Consider the following 20,041-nt stretch of genomic DNA (forward strand, 5'->3'; position numbering starts at 1 on the left):
ATCGACTATCGGGTGGTGTAGTTCGGGGCCTCTGCGGTCATCGTGATGTCGTGCGGATGGCTCTCCTTGAGCCCGGCCGCGGTGATCTGCACGAACTGAGCCTTCTGCAGGTCTTCGATCGAGTTGGACCCGGTGTAGCCCATCGCAGCTCGCAGACCACCGGTGAGCTGGTGAATGACCTGATTCAACGGTCCGCGATACGGGACACGGCCTTCGATGCCCTCGGGCACCAACTTGTCCTCGGCCAGCACGTCGTCCTGGAAGTAACGGTCCTTGGAGAACGACTTCGCTCCCCCACGCCCCTGCATGGCACCGAGTGAACCCATGCCGCGGTAGCTCTTGAACTGCTTGCCGCCCACCAGAATCAGCTCTCCGGGGGACTCGGCCGTTCCGGCCAGCAGCGATCCGAGCATGGCGGTCGATGCACCTGCAGCGAGTGCCTTCGCAATATCACCGGAGAACTGCATACCGCCGTCGGCGATGACCGGCACACCGTGCGGCTTGCACGCGGCGACGGCTTCGAGGATGGCGGTGATCTGCGGAGCGCCGACACCTGCGACCACTCGGGTGGTGCAGATGGATCCCGGCCCGACGCCGACCTTGACCGCATCCGCGCCGGCCTCGACGAGAGCGAGTGCACCTGCACGGGTGGCGACGTTTCCGCCGACGACCTGAACCCGATCGCCCACCTCGGCCTTGAGCTTGCTGACCATCTCCAGCACCTGCGAATTGTGGCCGTGCGCGGTGTCGACGATGACGACGTCGACACCGGCATCGGTCAGGGCCATCGAACGAGCCCACGCGTCCTGTCCGACGCCCACCGCGGCACCGACGAGCAATCGGCCGTCACGGTCCTTGGTGGCGTTGGGATGCTGCTCGGTCTTGACGAAGTCCTTGACCGTGATGAGGCCGGTCAGTGCGCCTTTGCCGTCCACGATCGGAAGCTTCTCGATCTTGTGGCGGCGCAGCAGGCCGAGGGCGGCCTCAGCGGTGACGCCCTCCTGCGCGGTGATGAGCGGAGCCTTGGTCATCACATCGGCGACGCGGCGGTTCTGGTCCACCTCGAAGCGCATGTCGCGGTTGGTGATGATGCCGACGAGCGCGCCGGTCTCGTCGGTGACGGGCAATCCCGAGATGCGGAAGCGCGCGCACATGGCGTCGACCTCGGCCAACGAATCGGTGGGCTTGCACGTGACCGGATCGGTGACCATGCCCGCTTCGGAGCGCTTGACGGTTTCCACCTGAGACGCCTGATCCTGCAGCGACAGGTTGCGGTGCAGCACGCCCATGCCGCCGGCGCGGGCCATGGCGATCGCCATCCGCGCTTCGGTAACGGTGTCCATGGCGGAGCTGACCAACGGCACCCGCAACCGGATCTCGCGGGTGATCTGACTGGAGGTGTCGACCGAGCTGGGAATCAGATCCGAAGCGGCCGGCAGCAGCAGGACGTCGTCGAACGTGAGGCCGAGCATCGCGACCTTGGTGGGATCGTCGCCGCCTGTGCGGACGTGGGCTCCGGGACTACTCATGCGAATCTGGCCCTCCCTAGAGCCTGGTTGCACTTCGGCGCGGCGTGCGGCCGGTGAGAGCTCGCAGGCGCACCGCAATGCGGGATTGGAGAACGGATGGAGTTTCGGCACTTGCACTCATCTGTTCAGCGCCGTGAACCATGGTATCGGCTAGGGCACAACCAGTGCGAATGCCTCCCACTACGGCCTGCCCGAGGCCCGGAAATCTCGGCCCTCGGCACCAGTGCGCGGCATTCACGTCCGGCATGTCGCTTTCGAACGGCTGGCGCAGACCCACCAGTCCTGCGTACCGTGGAGGCGTGCGCGATCAACTGCCTCCCGGTTTACCCCCGGACCCCTTCGCCGGAGACCCAGCCGACCCGTCGGCCGCCCTCGACGCCATCGAGCCTGGCCAGCCCCTGGACCCTCAGGAGCGACTCGCCGTCGAGGAAGACCTGGCGGACCTTGCTGTGTACGAAGCACTGCTCGGCCATCGCGGCATCCGCGGTCTGGTCGTGTGCTGCGAGGACTGCCAGCAGGACCACTACCACGACTGGGACATGCTCCGCGCGAACCTGTTGCAGCTCTTGGTCGACGGCACCGTACGACCGCACGAGCCGGCCTACGACCCTGTTCCCGACGCGTACGTCACCTGGGACTACTGCCGCGGTTTCGCGGATGCATCGATGAACGACGCCCTTCACGGCGACGGTTTCGACAGCTGAGTTACGGCCCGACCTCCGCAAGACGAAGAAGCCCGACACGATGATCGTGTCGGGCTTCTTCGTCGGCCGGACGGATGGTGCCGTCCGGTTTCTCGCTCAGCTTCCGCCGGACGGTACCGACATTCGATCGCGGTTCTCGGACGAACTGCCGCCGGCGGTAGCCGTCGGTTGGTTCGGGTCGAGAAGGACCGTCGGTGTGACGTCGGTCGTCGTCGGACTCGGACTCGTCGTGGCAGGCGGCACCGCGGGCGTCGATGTTGCCGGGCTGGGCGTGATCGGTACCGCGCTCGTGTCTGGAGTGACCGGATCCACCGGAGCCTGCGGGGCGACCAGGTCGGGGCTGGGTACAGGAGCAGGCACGGTCGGCACGGGTGCCGGTGGTACCGGCGCAGGCAGGGTCAATGCCTGCAATTCCTGCAGCAGACGCGCCAGCCACTGGTCCAGCTCGGCGCGCTGGGAATCGTCGAGCACAGCAGAGGTGCGGTTCGATGCACCGTCGAGCAGAGCCCGAGCGGCATCGGCATCACCCGACGACAGGAGGGTTTCGGCCTCCTGCAGCTTGGACGTGGTATCGATCTGCGCCACAGTCGAATCGGCTTGCTCGGAGAACACGACGGACTTGACGCTCCACAGCGGATCGTCCGGCGTCGAGTTGTAGGAGATGACCACGAGGCCACCCATCACCACGGCGATCGCTGCGGCGGCACCGGCGATGGGACGCAGCAAACGCATCCGTCCACCACGATTCGCCGAGCTCCTCCGCGCCATGTCGGCGGCGAGCTTCTCGCGTTCCACCGAGGCCACGACCACGTCGAGGGAGGGGCCGGCGGGCATCGCCGGCGACACCACGTCTGCTCGCCAGTTGGCGAGTAGAAGGGCGAGTTGATACTCGTCTGCGTCATCGGTAGCAATCGGTCCGTCACCACTGATCGCGTCGATGAACGCATCGTCACGACGTACGGCGACGAGGTCCACGGGACCACCGTCTGCACCGATGTCGGCATAGGGATCGTTCTGCTTCGGTCCAGTGGGGTTCACGTGCTCACCGATTCGCGAGATTCCGCGACGCGGGGTCTCACCGGAGCCACCGTGACCAATGTCCCTAGCCATACATTTCACCTGCTCTCACAACTTCGTTCTTCAGTTTTGCGATAGCTCGGTGCTGAGCCACGCGGATAGCGCCTGCAGTGCTGCCGACTGCCGCAGCTGTTTCCTCGGCCGACAATCCGACGATGAGTCGGAGCACCAGAATTTCTCGGTGCTTGGCGGGCAAGGTGTCCAGCAGTGCAGTCATCTGACGACTCGACTCGGATTCGAGAGCACGTTGCTCCGGTCCGTGTTCCATCGACACGACATCTGGTACTTCGGCGGCCGGGTCCGATTTGTTACGCGAGGCGCTGCGATGGGCATCGGCGACCTTGTGAGCCGCGATGCCGTACACGAATGCCATGAACGGACGACCTTGGTCCTGGTAACGCGGCAAGGCGGTCATGACTGCCAAACAGACCTCCTGCGCCACATCGTCGGCCGATAGCTGACCGCGCTCAGCCGATCCGACTCGTGCCCGGCAATACCGGACGACAAGTGGTCGGATGAACTCCAAGACCCGGGACAGAGCCAGTCGATCGCCTTGCGCTGCGGCAACGACGAAAGAGTCCAACTCCTCACCCGCTGTGTTCATCGTCGACAATTTTCCCCGCGTTACAGGTACGCACCCGCCTGGGAGCGCTTCCACGTAGTGGTGGAACGTGACCAAGGATAGCGACACCACCCCGAACCAACCGAACCACTCGGTCCGTCTTCGACCGCGGTCCTGGTCAGTCGATCGACGAACCACCCCGACGATCGATCGCCGAAGCGAGATCGGCAGAGGTCATCATCTCCGCGTCGGCGATTCCGGTTCCTTCGCAGAGCATCGTCGCGGCCCAGCACAGGGGCAGCAGGCCGTGTATCGCCGCAGCGCTGGCCACCTGGACCGCCGAATCGTGTGCGCGGGTGGTCTGCCCTGCGCAACTCAGTGCGGCCGCCAAGACCAGGTCCGTCTTGATGCTGTGGCGTAACGAATCGGCATCGTTGGCGAGAGCTCGCGCGGATTCGGCGTGTCGGACGGCCGTCGGACCATCGCCTCGCACCATCGCCAGTTCGGCAGACACCCACGCAGCTCGCAGAGCCGGACGCCACAGCCGATCGCCGTTCGGCCCCTGCCGATGCCCCTCGCTGCGCGCGAGAAGGGTTTGCGCCAACCCGAACCGCCCCGTGCCGAGCGCATCGGCGGCGAGGCCGATCAACGCATCGCTGCGGGCTTCGACCGTGTCCCTCGATCGCGAAGGTCCCACGAGACCGACGAGAAACACCGCTCTGCCGTCGAAGCGACGAGCCCGATCGTGCCTACCCAGTTGACGCAGCCATGACGCTCTGGTCGACGCGTGCAGCGACTCGAGTTCCAGGCTGTCCGGTCTGTACCGCCGCAGCTCGACGTCCGCCGCGCCGTATCGACCTTGCCCGGCCAACGCCACACTGCGGTACCAGCTCTCGCGGGGACCGGTCGCCGCAGGGAGCGGAAAACGGCCGGGGTCCGGACCGAAAGCGACGTCGAGGAGGTCGGAGGGCGTCACGGCTGACCGCGCGATCTGCTCTGGTGGCACGACGCAAGGGTATGGCCTTTGTGCTGCGCAGAGAACCACCCGGTGTGGCGAGAATTCGTACTCGATCTCAGCACCGGATGCGGGCTCTCCATTCAGTGCACGAATTGCAGTTTTCAAGGAATTAACAATGTAAATAAGACCGTTCAGGAAACGGCAATCTGAACGCTGTGTAGCGAATAGGTTAAGCGCTGGACCGAAACGGTGAACCGTGCCGGGAAACCTCGGCGGTCGTTGTCGGACGGGTCGGCCCTGAACACGAAGTTCCAGAGGCCGACACCGCACGCCGCGGGCAGTGCCGTTCCCACCGAGCCGACCAGCCGGCACCGAACGAACCCCTGGAGGCTTCACAGGGCCCTGAACAGCGAGAACATGGACGAACGCCAGGAGAATCGACCGCACGAAGCCGCACTTTCGGCCATTGATTCCCAGCGTCGACGGGACCGATGCCGAGCCGTGCTCTCCCTATCGTCTCCCGTGTTCGCGGATTCTTCAACAGGAGCGGCACGCACGCGGTGAGGTCCAAGTAAATATCGCCCGTGTTAATTCTTGGCACCATAACTATGCATTTGCCCACGACGAAGAACTATTGACTGGATTTCGTCGACCCACATAACGTTGTCGGCATTCGGATCACGAATCCGAGAAGCCACACCACCCTAGGAGTTTTCATGCCGCAGCCGAATCACCTCCCTGGGCCGAACGCCGACATTTGGGATTGGCAGATGCACGGCTTGTGCCGTGGGGTCGACTCGTCCATGTTCTTCCACCCGGACGGCGAGCGAGGCCGCGCACGAGCACAGCGCGAGATGCGCGCCAAGGAAATGTGCCGCAGCTGCCCCGTCCTCGCGCAGTGCCGCACGCACGCTCTCAACGTCAGTGAGCCGTACGGCATCTGGGGCGGAATGTCCGAAACGGAGCGAGAACTGCACGCCCGGCACAACCGTCGCCGTATCGCGGTCTAGCCGACGCGACATTCACGAACGCACACACGACGAAGCCCCCAACCCGATACAGGTTGGGGGCTTCGTCGTAGTTCTACCGAACGTCAGTGAGCGTGACCGTGCCCGGCAGCAGGCTCGGAGGCCTCCTCCGGCTTCTCCACGATCGAGCTCTCGGTCGTCAGGATCATCCGAGCAACCGATGCAGCATTGACCACAGCGGAACGAGTCACCTTCACCGGATCGACGACGCCGTCTGCCAGCAGGTCACCGTACGTCAGGGTCGCGGCATTGAATCCGTGTCCCTTCGGCAGCTCGGCAACCTTGCTGACCACGACGGAACCGTCGATGCCGGCGTTGGTGGCGATCCAGAACAGCGGCGCGTTGAGCGCAGTACGCACCACGGCGACTCCGGTCGCTTCGTCGCCGGTCAGGCCCAGATCATCGGCCAGCGACAACGCTGCCTGCGTCAGAGCGGAGCCACCGCCGGGAACGATGCCCTCTTCGACGGCCGCCTTGGCTGCTGCCACTGCGTCGTCGACGCGGAACTTGCGTTCCTTGAGCTCGGTCTCGGTGGCTGCGCCGACCTTGATGACGGCGATGCCGCCCGAGAGCTTCGCCAGACGCTCTTCGAGCTTCTCGCGATCCCACTCGGACTCGGTGTTCTCGATTTCACGACGCAACTGGCCGACGCGAGCATCGATGTCTTCCTGGGAACCCGCACCGTCGACGATGGTCGTGTCGTCCTTGGTGACCACGACACGACGAGCGCGCCCGAGGAGCTCGAGGCCGGCCTCCTTCAGGCTCAGACCGACATCGGCAGTGATGACCTGTCCCGCAGTGACGACGGCGAGGTCGTCCAGGAATGCCTTGCGACGATCACCGAAGAACGGTGCCTTCACGGCAACGGCCTTGATGGTCTTGCGGATCGAGTTCACGACGAGCGTCGAGAGAACTTCGCCCTCGGTGTCCTCGGCGAGGATGAGCAACGGCTTGCCGCTCTCGGCCACCTTCTCCAGCAGGGGAAGGAAGTCCGGAAGCGAGGTGATCTTCTCGCGGTAGAGCAAGACGTACGCGTCTTCGAGTACGGCTTCCTGCGTGTCGACGTCGGTGACGAAGTACGGCGAGAGGTAGCCCTTGTCGAACTGAACGCCCTCGGTGACCGAGAGTTCCGTGAGCAGAGTCGAAGACTCTTCGACGGTGACCACGCCGTCGGCACCGACGCGGGTGAGCGCCTCGCCGACGAGCTCGCCGATCTCGGGGTCACGCGAGGACACGGTGGCAACCTGAGCGATGGCCTGCTTGCCCTCGACCGGAGTAGCGGCGGCGAGCAGCGCCTCGGCAACCTTGTCGGCAGCCTTGGAGATCCCGACGCCGAGTGCGATCGGGTTCGCACCGGCGGCGATGTTCTTCAGTCCGCCGCGCACGAGAGCCTGCGCGAGAACCGTCGCAGTGGTGGTTCCGTCGCCTGCGACGTCGTTGGTCTTGGTGGCGACACTCTTGACCAGCTGAGCGCCCAAGTTCTCGAACGGATCTTCCAGATCGATCTCACGAGCGATCGACACACCGTCGTTGGTGACGGTCGGTCCGCCGAATGCCTTGGACAGCACGACGTGGCGTCCTCGGGGTCCGAGAGTGACCTTGACTGCGTCGGCAAGCTTGTCGACGCCGCGCTCGAGTGACCGGCGCGCTTCCTCGTTGAATTGGATTTGCTTTGCCATGTTTCGGTGTTACTCCTTCGAGTAAAGAAACTCGATCGAACGCACACCGCCCCGGCACCGACACGAGATCGGCTTCCGGGGCGGGATGCGTTGTGGCCTACTTGGCGATGACTGCCAGCACGTCGCGTGCCGACAGAATCAGGTACTCCTCGCCGGCGTACTTGATCTCGGTGCCGCCGTACTTGCTGTAGATGACGGTGTCACCTTCTTTGACGTCGACCGGGATGCGGTTGCCCTTTTCGGTGACACGGCCTTCGCCAACGGCGACGACGGTGCCTTCCTGAGGCTTCTCCTTGGCTGTGTCGGGGATGACCAGACCGGAGGCGGTCGTCGTCTCGGCCTCGTTGGCCTGGACGAGGATCTTGTCCTCGAGCGGCTTGATTTTCACGCTCGCCACGTTGAGCCCTCCAAAGTTATGGGGTACGCGTCCGGGGTCGGATCCCCGGACAGCTGTGTGTAAGTACTTCTCGTGCGGTCCTGACAAACGGCTCGAACTCGTTCCCGTCGTCGCGGGTGCCGGGACTTCGCTCGATGCCAACTAGCACTCTATACACGAGAGTGCCAGCACTCAAGGGCTGGGTTCGCCAGATTCGAGTCGGCCCGGGCCCGGACGGTCGTCCGCTACGGACGACGCACAGTTTCACGGACCCCATCAGTCGCAAATCGCAGCAAATCAGGCCCCGAAACGCCGATGCCGCTACCGATTTCCGTGTTTTTCCGGCTGCGCCCTCGTCCATTGAAAAGCCTGGTGAACCACCCCGAAAAGCGTCCCGATAACCGACCGCACGGAATATAACGCTCGCATAAACACCGGAAGTAACGTTACGATAACGGGGCTGTCCGAACGATAACGATCGACAGCTGTGTCACGACATGAGGCACAAGGCAGTCGAAGCGGACAGGCAAACAGGGGCGGGAGGTGCACCATGCGGGTAGGAGTGGGAGTGTCCACCGGATCCGAGGTCGTGTGCGCAGCCCTCGTCACTGTCGACTTCGACGGCAGTCGCACGGTCGAGTATCGGACGGTATCGGCCGATCGCCAGGCGAACACCGATATGGGTGAGCTCGTCACCTCTGCGATCGAGCTCATGGCATCGATGGTTCCCGGACATCGATCACCCGACGCCATCGCCGTCACCTACCGCACCGAAGAGCACGCCGCGGCAATTCGCGCAGCGTTGGCGCACACCACCCGCGACGTTCGGCTCGTGCCCGAATCCGCGGCGGCAGTTGCGCACCTGGCGACCACCGGCCTGATCGACGGCTACGACACGATCGCTCTGGTCGATCTCGGCGCGTCGGGCCTGTCGGTCACCGTCACCGACCGAACGGCTGGAACGGTATCGGCGCACGGCCGGTCGGACGTCGTCAGCGGCAACGCACTCGACGCTCTCGTCAAGAATCTCGTCCAGGACATGACCCGTGACAACCTCCGCGACGACATTCGCGACGACCGCGGAATCGGATCGGCACGGTACCGATCGATCAAGGAACAGCTCTCCTGCGAGGACGAAGTACGGATCGAGCGCTACAGCGGGGTACCGCTGACCGTCGGCCGCAGTGAATTCGAGACCGCTGCATCGCCGCTCCTGCGCGAAGCAGCCCTGTTCGTCCGCAGAGTGTTCGACGAGAGCACCCACGAACCCGAGGCCATCGTGCTCATCGGCGGCGGTGCCCACATCCCGCTGCTGGCCTCGTCCATCACCGACATGTTCCATGCCCGCGTCATTCGCCTCCCCGAGCCCGACGCCGTGCTCGCCGTGGGCGCGGCCGCGGTCGCCGCATCGGTGACCGACACCGACTACCCACTGGTCTCGGCTGCACGCCGAACCGCAGGCCGGATGAGTCGCTACTCGGGAGCGATAGCTGCCGCCGTCGTCGCGGGCGGATTGGTGCTCGCCTACGGCCTACAGACGATGACCCCGGCAGACGACCCGAGTGTGTCCCCTGCCGGCAGCGCGACGAACCCCGTGGCCGGCTCCGGCGACTCGGGACGACCCGTGGCCGAGGGTTACTCGCCCGGTGATACGTCGACCTCCGCCCGCAGCTCGGGAGATCCCGTCGGACCCGCAGCGACCACGGTGGAGTCGACGGATTCGTCGTCCGGACTCACCACGTCCACGGCACCGACCACCACGCCGACGCTGCGACCTGCTCCCGACCTCCCGCGCATCGAATGGCCGGTCGGTCCGCCGCCGGAGTCGTCGTCACCCGGAGCAGGCACCGGTGTCACCGTCGTGCCGCCGACACCGGTCACCCCCGAGCCCACGACGCCCGCACCGACCACCACTGCACCTGTCGAGCCCACCGACCCCGATGCGGGCGAGACCCCCGGTACGACAACGCCGTCCGGCCCCACCGAGCTCAGCCCCGGACCGACACCGCAACCCTCCGCCGAGGCGGTGCCACAGAGCAGTGTGGAACCCAGCCGTGTGGAATCCAGTGGTGTGGAACCGACCGAATCGATCGCGGTTCCGACGACGGTCGTCCGCGGCTCCGATCCCACTCCCGAACTGACGCCTCCGCCAACCGTCTGGTCGCCACCGCCTGCGGTGTCCGGCCTGAGCGTCGAACCCCGCACATCACAGGACACGGCTGCGCCGCGAACCTCCGAGCCTGTTCCGGACGTTCAGCCGGGAACCTGACTGGTCGCAACCGACAGACCGGGATCGGTCACTGCGGTGAGCGCAGACGGCGCAGCGCCGCCGGCGACGAGATGTGCACCCAGGGCTGCAATCATGACACCGTTGTCCGTGCACAGCCGCGGCTTCGGTATTCGCAGCGTCAAACCCTGCTCGGCACAACGACTTTCGATCAACGACCGAATACGCGAATTGGCCGTGGCACCCCCGCCGAGAACGATCGTGTCGACGTCGACGTCGGTTGCCGCACGAACCGCCTTCATGGTCAACACGTCGGCGACGGACTCCTGAAACGATGCGGCGATGTCGGCCACCGGAACAAGATCGCCGGCGCGTTGCCTGGCCTCGACGAATCGAGCGACCGCAGTCTTGACGCCGGAGAACGAGAAGTCGTACCGGGCATCACGGGGGCCGGTCATTCCCCGGGGAAACGCGATCGCGGACGGATCACCTTCGCGCGCAGCAGCATCGAGAGCAGGCCCGCCCGGGTAGCCCAATCCGAGTAGTCGCGCGACCTTGTCGAAGGCCTCTCCAGCGGCGTCGTCGACCGTCGTTCCGAGCTCGGCGATCGGCCGAGACAGATCGTCGACGTGCAGCAGATGAGTGTGCCCACCGGAGACCAACAGCGCAACACACGATGGCATCGGACCGTGTTCGAGCGTGTCGACCGCGACGTGTCCACCGAGATGGTTCACCGCATAGAAGGGCACGCCCCACGCTGCGGCGTATGCCTTGGCAGCAGCGACCCCGACCAGCAGCGCCCCGGCCAATCCCGGCCCGATCGTCACCGCGACGGCGTCGGGACGATCGATGTCAGCCGCTGCCAGAGCTCGTCGCATGGTCGGCACGATGGCTTCGAGGTGTGCCCGAGACGCCACCTCGGGCACCACTCCGCCATAACGGGCGTGCTCGTCCACGCTCGATGCAACCTCGTCCGCCAGCAGCTCGCACTGCCCGGCGTTCCACCGGACGACCCCGACTCCCGTTTCGTCGCAAGAACTTTCGATACCCATGACGATCATCGGGCTGATCCTTCGGTTCGTTCCGGCCGACGCATGGTGAAGGCGTCGGCTCCGCTCGGCTGGTAGTACCTGGCCCTGGTACCCACGATCTCGAACCCCTCGCGTCGGTACAACTCGATAGCAGGCTCGTTGTCGGTGCGGACCTCGAGAAAGACCGGTCCACCGTGCTCGTCGGCCGCTCGAAGCAACTCGCCGAGCAGTCGTCCGCCGATCCCTCTGCGATGATGGGCAGGATCGACGCCGATGGTGTGCACCTCGGACTCGCCGACCACGAACGCACCGCGGCTCGGTTGCCCCAGAAGGGCGATGCCTGCATAGCCGACCACCTCGCGGCCTTCGCGCGCCGTGACGTAATGATTGTGCGGCGCTGCAAGTTCCGCGACGAATGCATCCTCGGACCACGGGTCGTCGCCCTCGAAGAGGACGGTCTCGAGGTATGCGCACCGAGGAGCGTCCTGCACCGTCATGGGCTCGATCGTTACCGTCATTGCCGGGCCTTCGCCGCGGCGCGCTCGTCGAGCGTCTTGGCATCGGGCCGGCGCAGATACAGCGGAACGAGCGGACCCGGGACGACGCCACTCGCAATATCGACCGCCGCGACCTGAATCAGACCGGCCGGTGACGGTGCCTGCACGTCGCGAATCGGAAGGTCGAACAGCGCGGCATGCGGAGCGGAGCCCGCGACCGCATCCACTCCGAGACGGTCGAGTTCAGCGGGTGAAAGAACGTCGGGTCCCGCTGTGCGTACCCCCGCTTCGTACCGGGCCCAATAGATTTCGCGACGCCGCGCATCGGTCACCACCAGCAGGGACCCTGGTTCGGCAACCTCGGCCGCAATGGCGTCGAGGCTGCAGACGCCGTACACCGGCAGCCCGAGCGCGTCACCGAACGCCGCTGCTGTTGCCATTCCCACCCGCAACCCGGTGTAGGGGCCGGGCCCGACGCCGACGACGACGGCATCGAGATCGGCCGCGGTGATATGGGCCTCCGTGAGGCACTCGAGAATGTTGGGCGTCAGGACCTCCGCGTGCGACCGCGCGTCCACCCGAACCCGTGTGGCGAGGGTTTCGACCGGAGCACCGGCGGCCTCCGTCAGGCGCACCACACCTGCGGTGACGGCGGGGGTCGAGGTGTCGACGGCAAGTACAAGCACGAGGGTTCAGGTTACGCGTCTACGGAGATTCGGCCGCGCGCCCGGTCCCGATCAGCGCACGTCACCCGGAGCCGATGTGGTCACGCGCCTCACCGTCACGCGTCGAACATCCGACTCCGGATCGCGCGTCAACCGAACCGAGATGTGTCCGTCCGTCAGTTTTTCGACCAAACCCTCGCCCCATTCGACCACGACCACCGCATCGGTGAGGTCGGTGTCCAGGTCCAGAGCATCGAGTTCGTCGAGTGCCGATTGTCCGGTCATCCCGAGCCGGTAGGCATCGACGTGCACGAGCGCAATCGGCGGTAAACCATGCGGCCGCGGCCCGGGCCGATGCTCACGGGCAATGACGAAGGTCGGTGACGTCACCCGCCCCTGCACGCCGAGACCGGCGGCAATACCTTTGGTCATCGCGGTCTTCCCTGCACCCAACGGACCGTCGAGAATCACCAGATCACCCGCAACCAGAACGTTCGCCAACCGTGCGCCGAACTCGGCAGTGTCTGCAGCAGTGGCCAACTCGGCATCCACCGGCAGTGTCAACAGCACATCAGACAACGCCCCACCGCCGCTTCTTGCCTGCGGCTTCCGACGCTCGCGCCACGAGGCGCAGAATCGCGCCGTTGACCTGTTCGGGAAATTCGAGCTGAACCAGATGGCCGCCCTGTCGGACGCGCACCGTCTCCGAACGTGGCAGGGCCTGCGCCAGCGCCTCGGAACTGGCGAACGGGATGATCCAATCCTCGTCGCCACACACCACCGATACCGGAATGTTCTCGAATTCCACGAGAGCCTCGGACTCGTCGTGCAACTCGAGTGTTTCGAGGAAATTGACGATCGTGACAACCGAGGTGTCGTCGATCATCGATTGAGAGAATGCCACCAAACGCGGGGAAACCCTGGTTCCGTAGGACGCCGCACGCAATATCGGTGAGATGAGTGCGCGCACGGCACCACGGCCGAACTGCACGAAGCCGGGCGAGGTGCGGACCGCGAGGCGAAACGCGTCGACCGCGGGGTTCTGCAGACTACGACCGACCCCGGATTGCGCGAGACCGGCAGCGGTCGTCGAGATCAGCACCGCGCCTATGACTCGCTGGCGCAGCACATCCGACCGTTGCCGTGCCATGGACAGAATCGACATACCGCCCATCGAGTGACCGACCAGGACGATGCGTCCTTTGGGCACGACCGAGCGAATCACCGCGTCCAGATCGAGGCCCAGCTGGCCGATCGTGCAGCTCTCCGGGCTCGGCACGCCCGAGCGACCGTGGCCGCGCTGGTCGTAGAAGACCATGCGGACCGTCGAACCCCATTGCTGTTCGAGTGCACGACGTTGGAAATGCCAGGACGACGTGCGCAGACAGTAGCCGTGCACGAAGATCACGGTCAGCTCGGCATCGGTCGGGCCGACTTCGCGCACCGCCAGTGGCACACCGTCGTCCGCGGTGACGATACTGCCGCGGTCCGCGTCCATGAGATCGAGATTTTCGGTGGCCAGCGGGTCCTTGTTCGATCGGAACGCCGTCTCGCGCACCACAATTGCAATACTCTCCAGCAATCCGAGCATGATCTATTCCGTCGCCTCCCCTGAGCGCGCGCCGACGAACTGTCGTCGAACACGTCCACGAATGCCGGTGACGACCTCGTAGCTGATTGTGTCGAGCGCATCTGCCCAATCCTGGGCGTGCGACTCTCCCCTGTCCCCTGGCCCGAAGAGTAACGCCTCGTCGCCTACCGCGACACCCGAGCCTTCGCCGCCGAGGTCGACGACGAATTGGTCCATGCACACTCGTCCCACCGAAGGGAAACGCCGACCTGCGATCGTCACGTCGAACCGCCCACTGAGACTGCGGACGACGCCGTCGGCATATCCGAGAGCGATGAGCGCGACCACGGTGTCGGTCTGAGCGGTCCAGGTGTATCCGTACGACACCGATTCACCTTTGCTCACCTTCTTGATGCTCGCCACCTGCGCCGACAGGGTCATCACCGGCCGCAAACCGAACTTTCCCAACTGCGGCACGGGCGACAAACCGTAGAGAGCAATACCCGGACGGACCATGTCGAAACAGAGATCGGGCCTGGTCAACGTGGCCGCCGAGTTGGACAGATGTACGACGGCAGGAGGCGTTCCGCGCCGGGTGGCGCGACTCACTGCGTCGCGAAGCCGCTGAGCTTGGGCGTCGTTGGCCGGGTGCTCCGGTTCGTCGGAGCACGCCAGGTGCGAGAACATGCCGACCAAGTGCACGGCCCCCTCCGCGACGGCAGCCGCCGTCGCGTCGAGGACGACATCGAGATCTGCTTCCGCGACCCCGTTGCGATTGAGCCCGGTATCGATCTTGAGCGAGAGGTCTGCGGCGCGACCGACTCTGCGCGCTGCTGCCACCACGGCGTCGAGCTGGGCTGCCGTGGACACCCCGATCCCCACCTGTGCGGTGATCGCGGCATCGTAATCGGAATCCGTTCGATGCAGCCATGCCAGCACAGGTACGCGGATTCCCGCTGCGCGGAGTTCGAGAGCCTCGCCGATCGTGGTGACGCCGATCTCCTGCACACCTGCTGCCACCGCGGCGTGTGCGACCTCGATGGCACCGTGGTTGTACCCGTCGGCCTTGAGCACCGCCATCACGGCAGCGTCGCCGGCGAACTGTTGCAAGACGCGCACGTTGTGGGCCACTGCGTCGAGGTCGACGGACGCCACCGCGCCCGAACCTGTCCTCTCGTCACCGCAGCCGATACTCACAACATTCGATAGTGCCATCCGAGCCGGTAATACGACGGATCAGGGTGGCACAACTCGTGACACACCCGGTGCCCCGAGTGGGACCTGGAACTATCTCGATCCGTCTGTGAGCGAGCGCACGGTGCGGATGGCGTCCGAGATGGATGCGCACAGCGGGCTCGCCGACACCGGTGCCGCGAACTCCCCGCCTGATCCATGTGCCGCGCGGGCTGCGGCGAGCGCGTGAACCTTTGCCCCGCAGGCGGCCGCGGTGGAGGGCGACATTCCCGACGCGAGCAAGGCCCCGAGGATGCCGGAGAGAACGTCGCCGGATCCGGCGGTCGATGCGGCCGATCCCCCGGCGTCGCTGACGAAGGTAGTGCCGTCGGCATCGGCGATGATCGTTGCGCGTCCCTTGAGCAGCACGGTCACACCCCAACGTGCGGCAAGATCGCGCACCGCTCCCACGCGGTCGGGGCCCGGGTCCGACCCCGTCAGGCGTGCGAATTCTCCGGCGTGCGGGGTCAGCAGGGTCGGTGCGGTGCGCCCGGTCACCCACTGTGCGTTGCCTGCGAGGATCGTCAGCGCATCCGCATCGACGACGACCGGCAGATCCGATTCCAGCACCCGGCGCACTGTCTCCGCCGAGGGCTCGTCGGTGCCGAAGCCTGGACCGACCACCCACGCCTGAACTCTGCCGGCCGCGTCGAGATCCGGGGCGGCGACCACCTCCGGATGATGCGAAACGACCTCTGCACCCGCGCTTCCCACGTAGCGGACCATTCCGGAGGTGGCCGCGACGGCCGCACCGACACAAAGCAGGGCGGCACCCGGGAATGTCGCGCTGCCGGCCAGGATTCCCACCACGCCCTGCGAATATTTGTCGTCCGAGGCGGTAGGGATCGGCCAGACATTCCCGACGTCGGCCGGCTCGAACGACGCCATCACCGGAGCCGGAAGCGTCAGCCCGATATCGACCAGTTCGACTCGGCCACAACGAGGTACGGCGAGAACATGGACGGGCTTGCGCGCGCCGAAAGCCACCGTCACATCGGCCGTCACCGCCGGACCCGGCGCAGCACCGGTCTCGGCGTCCACACCACTGGGTACGTCCACCGACACGATCGGTGCGGTGATCTGCGCAACGACCGCAGCCGCGTCGGGCCGCAAAGGACCTCTACCGGAAATCCCCACGATGGCGTCGATCACGACGTCGGCCGGTCCGCACTGCGTCACCACCCGTCCGCCCGACGAGCGCAGGGCCTCCAGCCCTTCGGCATGCGCACGTGCCGGATCGAGAAGCAGCGCGGACACCGAGACGCCCCGTCGACGCAGATAGGCCCCGGCCCACAGACCGTCGCCACCGTTGTCACCCGTGCCCACCAGAATCGTCACGCGCCGACCCGTGACGCCGCCCGTGCGCGCCGCGAGCTCGGCTGCCACCACAGTGGCCAAGCCATAGGCGGCACGACGCATGAGAACGCCGTTCGGCAAGGAATTCAGCAGCGGCGCTTCCGCATTCCGTATCTGCTCGGGTGTGTAGTAGGCGCGCATGCCGAGGTCCTCTCGTTACCCGCTGGCGTGAACCTCGAGCCTACGTGCGCCCGATCAGGCACCGTGACGTAGGCGGTTAGCCTCGAAAGATGACATCTCGCGGCGGTGGAACGGCAGCGTTCACGCTCACGGTTCTGCTCCCGATCGTTGTCGGGGCGACCGGCTGCACCGAAGACCCGTCGACGCTGACGGTGGACGAATCGATCGCCGACGTCACCGTGCAGGTGGCCGGAATGGCCTACTCTCCTACGTCTGTCACGATCGACGTCGGCCAGAGTGTGGCGTGGCATTTCGCCGATCGCGGCGTCGGACACAACGTGGTCGGTCTCGGAACGGCCTCGACCCTCCTGCACAGCCCCATGCTCGGATACGGCGACTACGTGCAGACTTTCGACGAGCCCGGCACCTACCGCTACTACTGCACCCTCCATCCGCAGATGAAGGGTGCAGTGGTCGTCAGATGATCGGGCTCTACTCGACGGTGACGGACTTGGCCAGATTGCGCGGCTTGTCCACGTCGTAGCCCCGCGCCTGGGCGACCTCGGCAGCGAACACCTGCAGTGGGATGGTCGACAGCAACGGCTGCAACAGCGTAGAAGCGGCCGGTATCTCGATCAAGTTGTCGGCGAACGGCCGCACTGCCTCGTCGCCTTCCTCGGCGATGACGACGGTCCGCGCACCACGCGCCTGGATCTCCCGAATGTTGCTCAACATCTTCGAGTGCAGCACCGCGCGGCCCTTGGGCGAGGGCATCACGATGATCACCGGGACACCGTCCTCGATCAGAGCGATCGGTCCGTGCTTGAGCTCGCCCGCCGCAAAGCCTTCCGCGTGCATGTACGCGAGCTCCTTGAGCTTGAGCGCGCCTTCGAGCGCAACCGGGTACCCGACGTGTCGACCGAGGAAGAGAATGGTCGTCGCGGTCGACAGCTCTCGGGCGAGCGCCCGGACCGGCTCGACCGTCTCGAGAACTCGCTGCACCAACTCGGGCATGGCTTCGAGTTCGGCGAATTCGCGGGCGACCTCGTCGGGGTACTTGGTGCCGCGCGCCTGTGCCAGAGCGAGGCCGACCAGGTAGTTCGCGGTCACCTGAGCGAGGAATGCCTTGGTCGACGCGACGCCGATCTCCGGGCCTGCCCGGGTGTAGAGGACGGCGTCGGCCTCACGAGGAATCTGTGACCCATTGGTGTTGCAGACGGCGAGGACACGCGCCTTCTGATCCTTGGCGTGCCGCACAGCTTCGAGGGTGTCTGCGGTCTCGCCCGACTGCGAGATGGCCACGACCAGGGTCGATCGGTCCAGGACCGGGTCGCGGTAGCGGAATTCGCTGGCCAGTTCCACCTCGACCGGCAGCCTGGTCCAGTGCTCGATCGCGTACTTGGCGAGCAGACCCGAGTGGTATGCGCTGCCGCAGGCCACGACGAACACCTTGTCGACGTCGCGCAGCTCCTGATCGGACAACCGCTGTTCGTCGAGCACGATCCGACCGTTGTCGAAGTGGCCGAGCAATGTATCCGCCACGGCGGCAGGCTGCTCCTGGATCTCCTTGAGCATGAAGTAGTCGTGACCGCCCTTTTCGGCGGCCGCCAGATCCCAGTCGATTCGGAACGGGCGCCCCTGCGCCTCGTTGCCCTCGAAATCACTGATGTCGTATCCGTCTGCAGTGATGACGACAACCTGATCCTGGCCGAGCTCGACGGCGTCGCGCGTGTGCTCGATGAACGCCGCGACATCGGACCCGAGGAACATCTCGCCGTCGCCCACGCCCAACACCAGCGGCGTGGACCGGCGTGCCGCAACGATCGTGTCGGCGTGATCGGAATGAGTGAACACCAGGGTGAACGCACCCTCGAGTCGACGCAGGACAGCTTTCGCGCTGGCCACGAAGTTGCCCGCGGTCGGACCGTCTGCGTAGGCCCGCGAAACGAGGTGCACTGCGACCTCGGTGTCGGTATCGGACAAGAACTCGACCCCGGCAGCCTCCAACTCGGCCCGAAGCGGACCGAAGTTCTCGATGATGCCGTTGTGCACCACCGCGACGGTGCCAGACGCATCCCGGTGGGGGTGGGCGTTGCGGTCGGTGGGACGGCCGTGCGTCGCCCACCGGGTGTGTCCCATCCCAGTGGTACCGACGAACGTATCGGTACCGATGTCGTCCAATTCGGCTTCGAGATTCGCCAGCCGACCCGCTTTGCGTTCGACTGCCGTCGCTCCCGCTCCGTCGAGAATTGCGATACCCGCAGAGTCGTAGCCCCGATATTCCATACGCCGAAGCGCTTCGACCACCACACCCAGAGCTGGGCGGTGGCCGACATAACCCACGATTCCGCACATGGTGGTTCAGGGTACTCGGCACGGCGCGCACGACCCATTCGCTCGGGTCGACGTGTCCCCGTCCCCCTCACCGGCCCGCGTTCGGTAGCGTCATCTCTCGTGGCGAAACCGAAGAAGCTGGCATCTGCTCTCTCCAAGCGTGGCCCGCACAAGGTGCTGCGAGGCAACCTTGCCCTCGCCGGACAACCCGGCGTCGTCTACACCCCGGCCGAGGGCTTCGGCCTGCCCGGCGTGGCCTTCGCACACGGCTGGATGCTCCGACCCAGCCACTACACCGACACACTGAAGCACTTGGCGTCCTGGGGCATCGTCGTGGCGGCACCCGACACCGAGCGTGGCCTCGTGCCCTCGCACCGCGGACTCGCCGCCGACCTGGGCACTGTGCTCGACATCATGACCGGTGTGCGACTGGGTCCAGGCAACATCAGCGTGCATCCGGAGAAACTCGCCACAGCCGGCCACGCGATGGGCGCCGGGACCGCTGTTCTCGCAGCCTCCCGGCGATCGGACATCAAGGCAGTCGCTGCACTCTTCCCGGCACCGACGGCACCGTCGTCCGAGGACGCCGCCGCAGGCCTCGAAGTGCCCGGACTGGTCGTCGGCGACAGCTCGAACGCCGATTCGCTCAACGACAATTCATTGGCTCTCGCCCAGGCCTGGTACGGACCATCCGTCCTCCGCCGAATCGACGGCTCGACGGCAGACGGATTCGTCGAAGGCCGGCGAATGCTCAGATCACTGGGAATCAACAGCTCCGACCGCAAGACCCAGCAGCGCACCCGGGCCGTGCTGACCGCATTTCTGCTGTTCCACCTCACGGGCGACTCCGACTACGAGGAGCTGGCCGGATCGGCAGGTGAGATCGACGGAACCAGAGCGGTCGATCCGCACGCGCCACTCGACGCACAGCCCAAGCCGAAGGCGTCCGCGTCGATCAAGGCTCTGCTCGGCCGAGGTTGATTCTGCTCGACGTCGCCCGATGTCAGACCAGCCAGGATCGCGGCCGGTCTTCGGGTTCGGTCTCGACATGGGGTACGGACTTTCGCCGGTCCAGGTGAGCCGGCTGCAGCACCG

19 protein-coding genes are annotated in these 20,041 nt (G+C 65.7%); 5 read left to right on the forward strand and 14 right to left on the reverse strand.

Features of this window, described 5'->3' with window-relative positions:
• Positions 1–5: 5 nt before the first annotated feature.
• The gene (gene guaB, locus CH305_RS25955; protein WP_032376741.1) at positions 6–1,529 is read right to left on the reverse strand and encodes an IMP dehydrogenase; all 1,524 of its coding nucleotides are present in this window, start codon (positions 1,527–1,529) and stop codon (positions 6–8) included.
• Positions 1,530–1,828: 299 nt separating this feature from the next.
• Between guaB and CH305_RS25960 the strand changes: the two genes are divergently transcribed.
• Positions 1,829–2,233: a DUF5319 domain-containing protein gene (locus CH305_RS25960; RefSeq protein WP_032378069.1), complete on the forward strand. Its 405-nt coding sequence runs from the start codon at positions 1,829–1,831 to the stop codon at positions 2,231–2,233.
• A 96-nt stretch (positions 2,234–2,329) separates the two neighbouring features.
• Here the strand turns inward: CH305_RS25960 and CH305_RS25965 are convergent, their stop codons facing one another.
• The 3 genes from CH305_RS25965 to CH305_RS25975 form a co-directional block, all read right to left on the reverse strand.
• Positions 2,330–3,343, reverse strand: coding sequence for an anti-sigma-D factor RsdA (locus CH305_RS25965; protein ID WP_052077837.1), 1,014 nt, complete (start codon positions 3,341–3,343; stop codon positions 2,330–2,332).
• The gene (locus CH305_RS25970; protein ID WP_032376740.1) at positions 3,336–3,914 is read right to left on the reverse strand and encodes a sigma-70 family RNA polymerase sigma factor; all 579 of its coding nucleotides are present in this window, start codon (positions 3,912–3,914) and stop codon (positions 3,336–3,338) included. The genes CH305_RS25965 and CH305_RS25970 overlap by 8 nt, the downstream gene beginning before the upstream one ends.
• 136 nt (positions 3,915–4,050) lie before the next feature.
• Positions 4,051–4,878 carry a hypothetical protein gene (locus CH305_RS25975; protein ID WP_256983992.1) on the reverse strand — a complete coding sequence of 276 codons (828 nt, stop codon included), beginning with the start codon at positions 4,876–4,878 and terminating at the stop codon, positions 4,051–4,053.
• 668 nt (positions 4,879–5,546) lie between these two features.
• Between CH305_RS25975 and CH305_RS25980 the strand changes: the two genes are divergently transcribed.
• Complete coding sequence (locus CH305_RS25980) at positions 5,547–5,840, forward strand: WhiB family transcriptional regulator (RefSeq protein ID WP_027496361.1); 294 nt, start codon at positions 5,547–5,549, stop codon at positions 5,838–5,840.
• A gap of 83 nt (positions 5,841–5,923) precedes the next feature.
• Here the strand turns inward: CH305_RS25980 and groL are convergent, their stop codons facing one another.
• Entirely contained in the window at positions 5,924–7,537 is a 1,614-nt protein-coding gene (gene groL / locus CH305_RS25985; RefSeq protein WP_032404691.1) for a chaperonin GroEL, read from the reverse strand.
• Positions 7,538–7,634: 97 nt separating this feature from the next.
• Complete coding sequence (gene groES, locus CH305_RS25990) at positions 7,635–7,934, reverse strand: co-chaperone GroES (protein ID WP_008718149.1); 300 nt, start codon at positions 7,932–7,934, stop codon at positions 7,635–7,637.
• A 529-nt stretch (positions 7,935–8,463) separates the two neighbouring features.
• On the opposite strand from groES, the gene CH305_RS25995 reads away from it, so the two are divergent.
• Positions 8,464–10,182, forward strand: a complete 1,719-nt coding sequence (locus tag CH305_RS25995) for an Hsp70 family protein (protein WP_052077836.1) — start codon at positions 8,464–8,466, stop codon at positions 10,180–10,182.
• On the opposite strand, the gene tsaD is transcribed toward CH305_RS25995, so the two are convergent.
• The 7 genes from tsaD to CH305_RS26030 all read right to left on the reverse strand — a co-directional run bounded on the left by tsaD (position 10,167) and on the right by CH305_RS26030 (position 16,633).
• A complete protein-coding gene (gene tsaD, locus CH305_RS26000; protein WP_094608061.1) occupies positions 10,167–11,201 on the reverse strand; it encodes a tRNA (adenosine(37)-N6)-threonylcarbamoyltransferase complex transferase subunit TsaD in 1,035 nt (344 codons plus the stop codon). The genes CH305_RS25995 and tsaD overlap by 16 nt on opposite strands.
• The gene (gene rimI, locus CH305_RS26005) at positions 11,198–11,689 is read right to left on the reverse strand and encodes a ribosomal protein S18-alanine N-acetyltransferase (RefSeq protein ID WP_032404689.1); all 492 of its coding nucleotides are present in this window, start codon (positions 11,687–11,689) and stop codon (positions 11,198–11,200) included. Before rimI ends, tsaD begins: the two co-directional genes overlap by 4 nt.
• The gene (tsaB, locus tag CH305_RS26010) at positions 11,686–12,354 is read right to left on the reverse strand and encodes a tRNA (adenosine(37)-N6)-threonylcarbamoyltransferase complex dimerization subunit type 1 TsaB (RefSeq protein WP_094705456.1); all 669 of its coding nucleotides are present in this window, start codon (positions 12,352–12,354) and stop codon (positions 11,686–11,688) included. Before tsaB ends, rimI begins: the two co-directional genes overlap by 4 nt.
• A 51-nt stretch (positions 12,355–12,405) precedes the next feature.
• Positions 12,406–12,912 (reverse strand): tRNA (adenosine(37)-N6)-threonylcarbamoyltransferase complex ATPase subunit type 1 TsaE, encoded by a 507-nt coding sequence (tsaE, locus tag CH305_RS26015; protein ID WP_094705458.1) that lies wholly within the window; start codon positions 12,910–12,912, stop codon positions 12,406–12,408.
• Positions 12,905–13,924 (reverse strand): alpha/beta fold hydrolase, encoded by a 1,020-nt coding sequence (locus CH305_RS26020; protein WP_032404686.1) that lies wholly within the window; start codon positions 13,922–13,924, stop codon positions 12,905–12,907. The genes tsaE and CH305_RS26020 overlap by 8 nt, the downstream gene beginning before the upstream one ends.
• A gap of 3 nt (positions 13,925–13,927) precedes the next feature.
• Positions 13,928–15,118, reverse strand: coding sequence for an alanine racemase (gene alr, locus CH305_RS26025; protein ID WP_094705460.1), 1,191 nt, complete (start codon positions 15,116–15,118; stop codon positions 13,928–13,930).
• Between the two features lie 72 nt (positions 15,119–15,190).
• The gene (locus CH305_RS26030; protein ID WP_094705462.1) at positions 15,191–16,633 is read right to left on the reverse strand and encodes an NAD(P)H-hydrate dehydratase; all 1,443 of its coding nucleotides are present in this window, start codon (positions 16,631–16,633) and stop codon (positions 15,191–15,193) included.
• An 89-nt stretch (positions 16,634–16,722) separates the two neighbouring features.
• Between CH305_RS26030 and CH305_RS26035 the strand changes: the two genes are divergently transcribed.
• Positions 16,723–17,097, forward strand: coding sequence for a plastocyanin/azurin family copper-binding protein (locus CH305_RS26035; protein WP_052057961.1), 375 nt, complete (start codon positions 16,723–16,725; stop codon positions 17,095–17,097).
• A gap of 7 nt (positions 17,098–17,104) precedes the next feature.
• Here the strand turns inward: CH305_RS26035 and glmS are convergent, their stop codons facing one another.
• Positions 17,105–18,967 (reverse strand): glutamine--fructose-6-phosphate transaminase (isomerizing), encoded by a 1,863-nt coding sequence (gene glmS, locus CH305_RS26040; RefSeq protein WP_032404684.1) that lies wholly within the window; start codon positions 18,965–18,967, stop codon positions 17,105–17,107.
• 99 nt (positions 18,968–19,066) lie between these two features.
• Here glmS and CH305_RS26045 point away from each other — a divergent pair, with 99 nt between their 5' ends.
• Positions 19,067–19,927, forward strand: a complete 861-nt coding sequence (locus tag CH305_RS26045; protein WP_032404683.1) for a dienelactone hydrolase family protein — start codon at positions 19,067–19,069, stop codon at positions 19,925–19,927.
• Positions 19,928–20,041: the final 114 nt, after the last annotated feature.

This window comes from Rhodococcus sp. 15-649-2-2, assembly GCF_002258645.1.
Classification (GTDB): Bacteria; Actinomycetota; Actinomycetes; order Mycobacteriales; family Mycobacteriaceae; genus Rhodococcoides.

Coding starts and splice junctions, on each gene's coding strand:
- CH305_RS26035 (WP_052057961.1), top strand. CDS start 16,723: ATGACATCTCGCGGCGGTGGAACGGCAGCGTTCACGCTCACGGTTCTG.
- groL (WP_032404691.1), bottom strand. CDS start 7,537: ATGGCAAAGCAAATCCAATTCAACGAGGAAGCGCGCCGGTCACTCGAG.
- CH305_RS26030 (WP_094705462.1), bottom strand. CDS start 16,633: ATGCGCGCCTACTACACACCCGAGCAGATACGGAATGCGGAAGCGCCG.
- CH305_RS25980 (WP_027496361.1), top strand. CDS start 5,547: ATGCCGCAGCCGAATCACCTCCCTGGGCCGAACGCCGACATTTGGGAT.
- CH305_RS26020 (WP_032404686.1), bottom strand. CDS start 13,924: ATGCTCGGATTGCTGGAGAGTATTGCAATTGTGGTGCGCGAGACGGCG.
- rimI (WP_032404689.1), bottom strand. CDS start 11,689: ATGACGGTAACGATCGAGCCCATGACGGTGCAGGACGCTCCTCGGTGC.
- alr (WP_094705460.1), bottom strand. CDS start 15,118: ATGGCACTATCGAATGTTGTGAGTATCGGCTGCGGTGACGAGAGGACA.
- CH305_RS25970 (WP_032376740.1), bottom strand. CDS start 3,914: ATGAACACAGCGGGTGAGGAGTTGGACTCTTTCGTCGTTGCCGCAGCG.
- CH305_RS25995 (WP_052077836.1), top strand. CDS start 8,464: ATGCGGGTAGGAGTGGGAGTGTCCACCGGATCCGAGGTCGTGTGCGCA.
- guaB (WP_032376741.1), bottom strand. CDS start 1,529: ATGAGTAGTCCCGGAGCCCACGTCCGCACAGGCGGCGACGATCCCACC.
- glmS (WP_032404684.1), bottom strand. CDS start 18,967: ATGTGCGGAATCGTGGGTTATGTCGGCCACCGCCCAGCTCTGGGTGTG.
- tsaD (WP_094608061.1), bottom strand. CDS start 11,201: ATGATCGTCATGGGTATCGAAAGTTCTTGCGACGAAACGGGAGTCGGG.
- CH305_RS25965 (WP_052077837.1), bottom strand. CDS start 3,343: ATGGCTAGGGACATTGGTCACGGTGGCTCCGGTGAGACCCCGCGTCGC.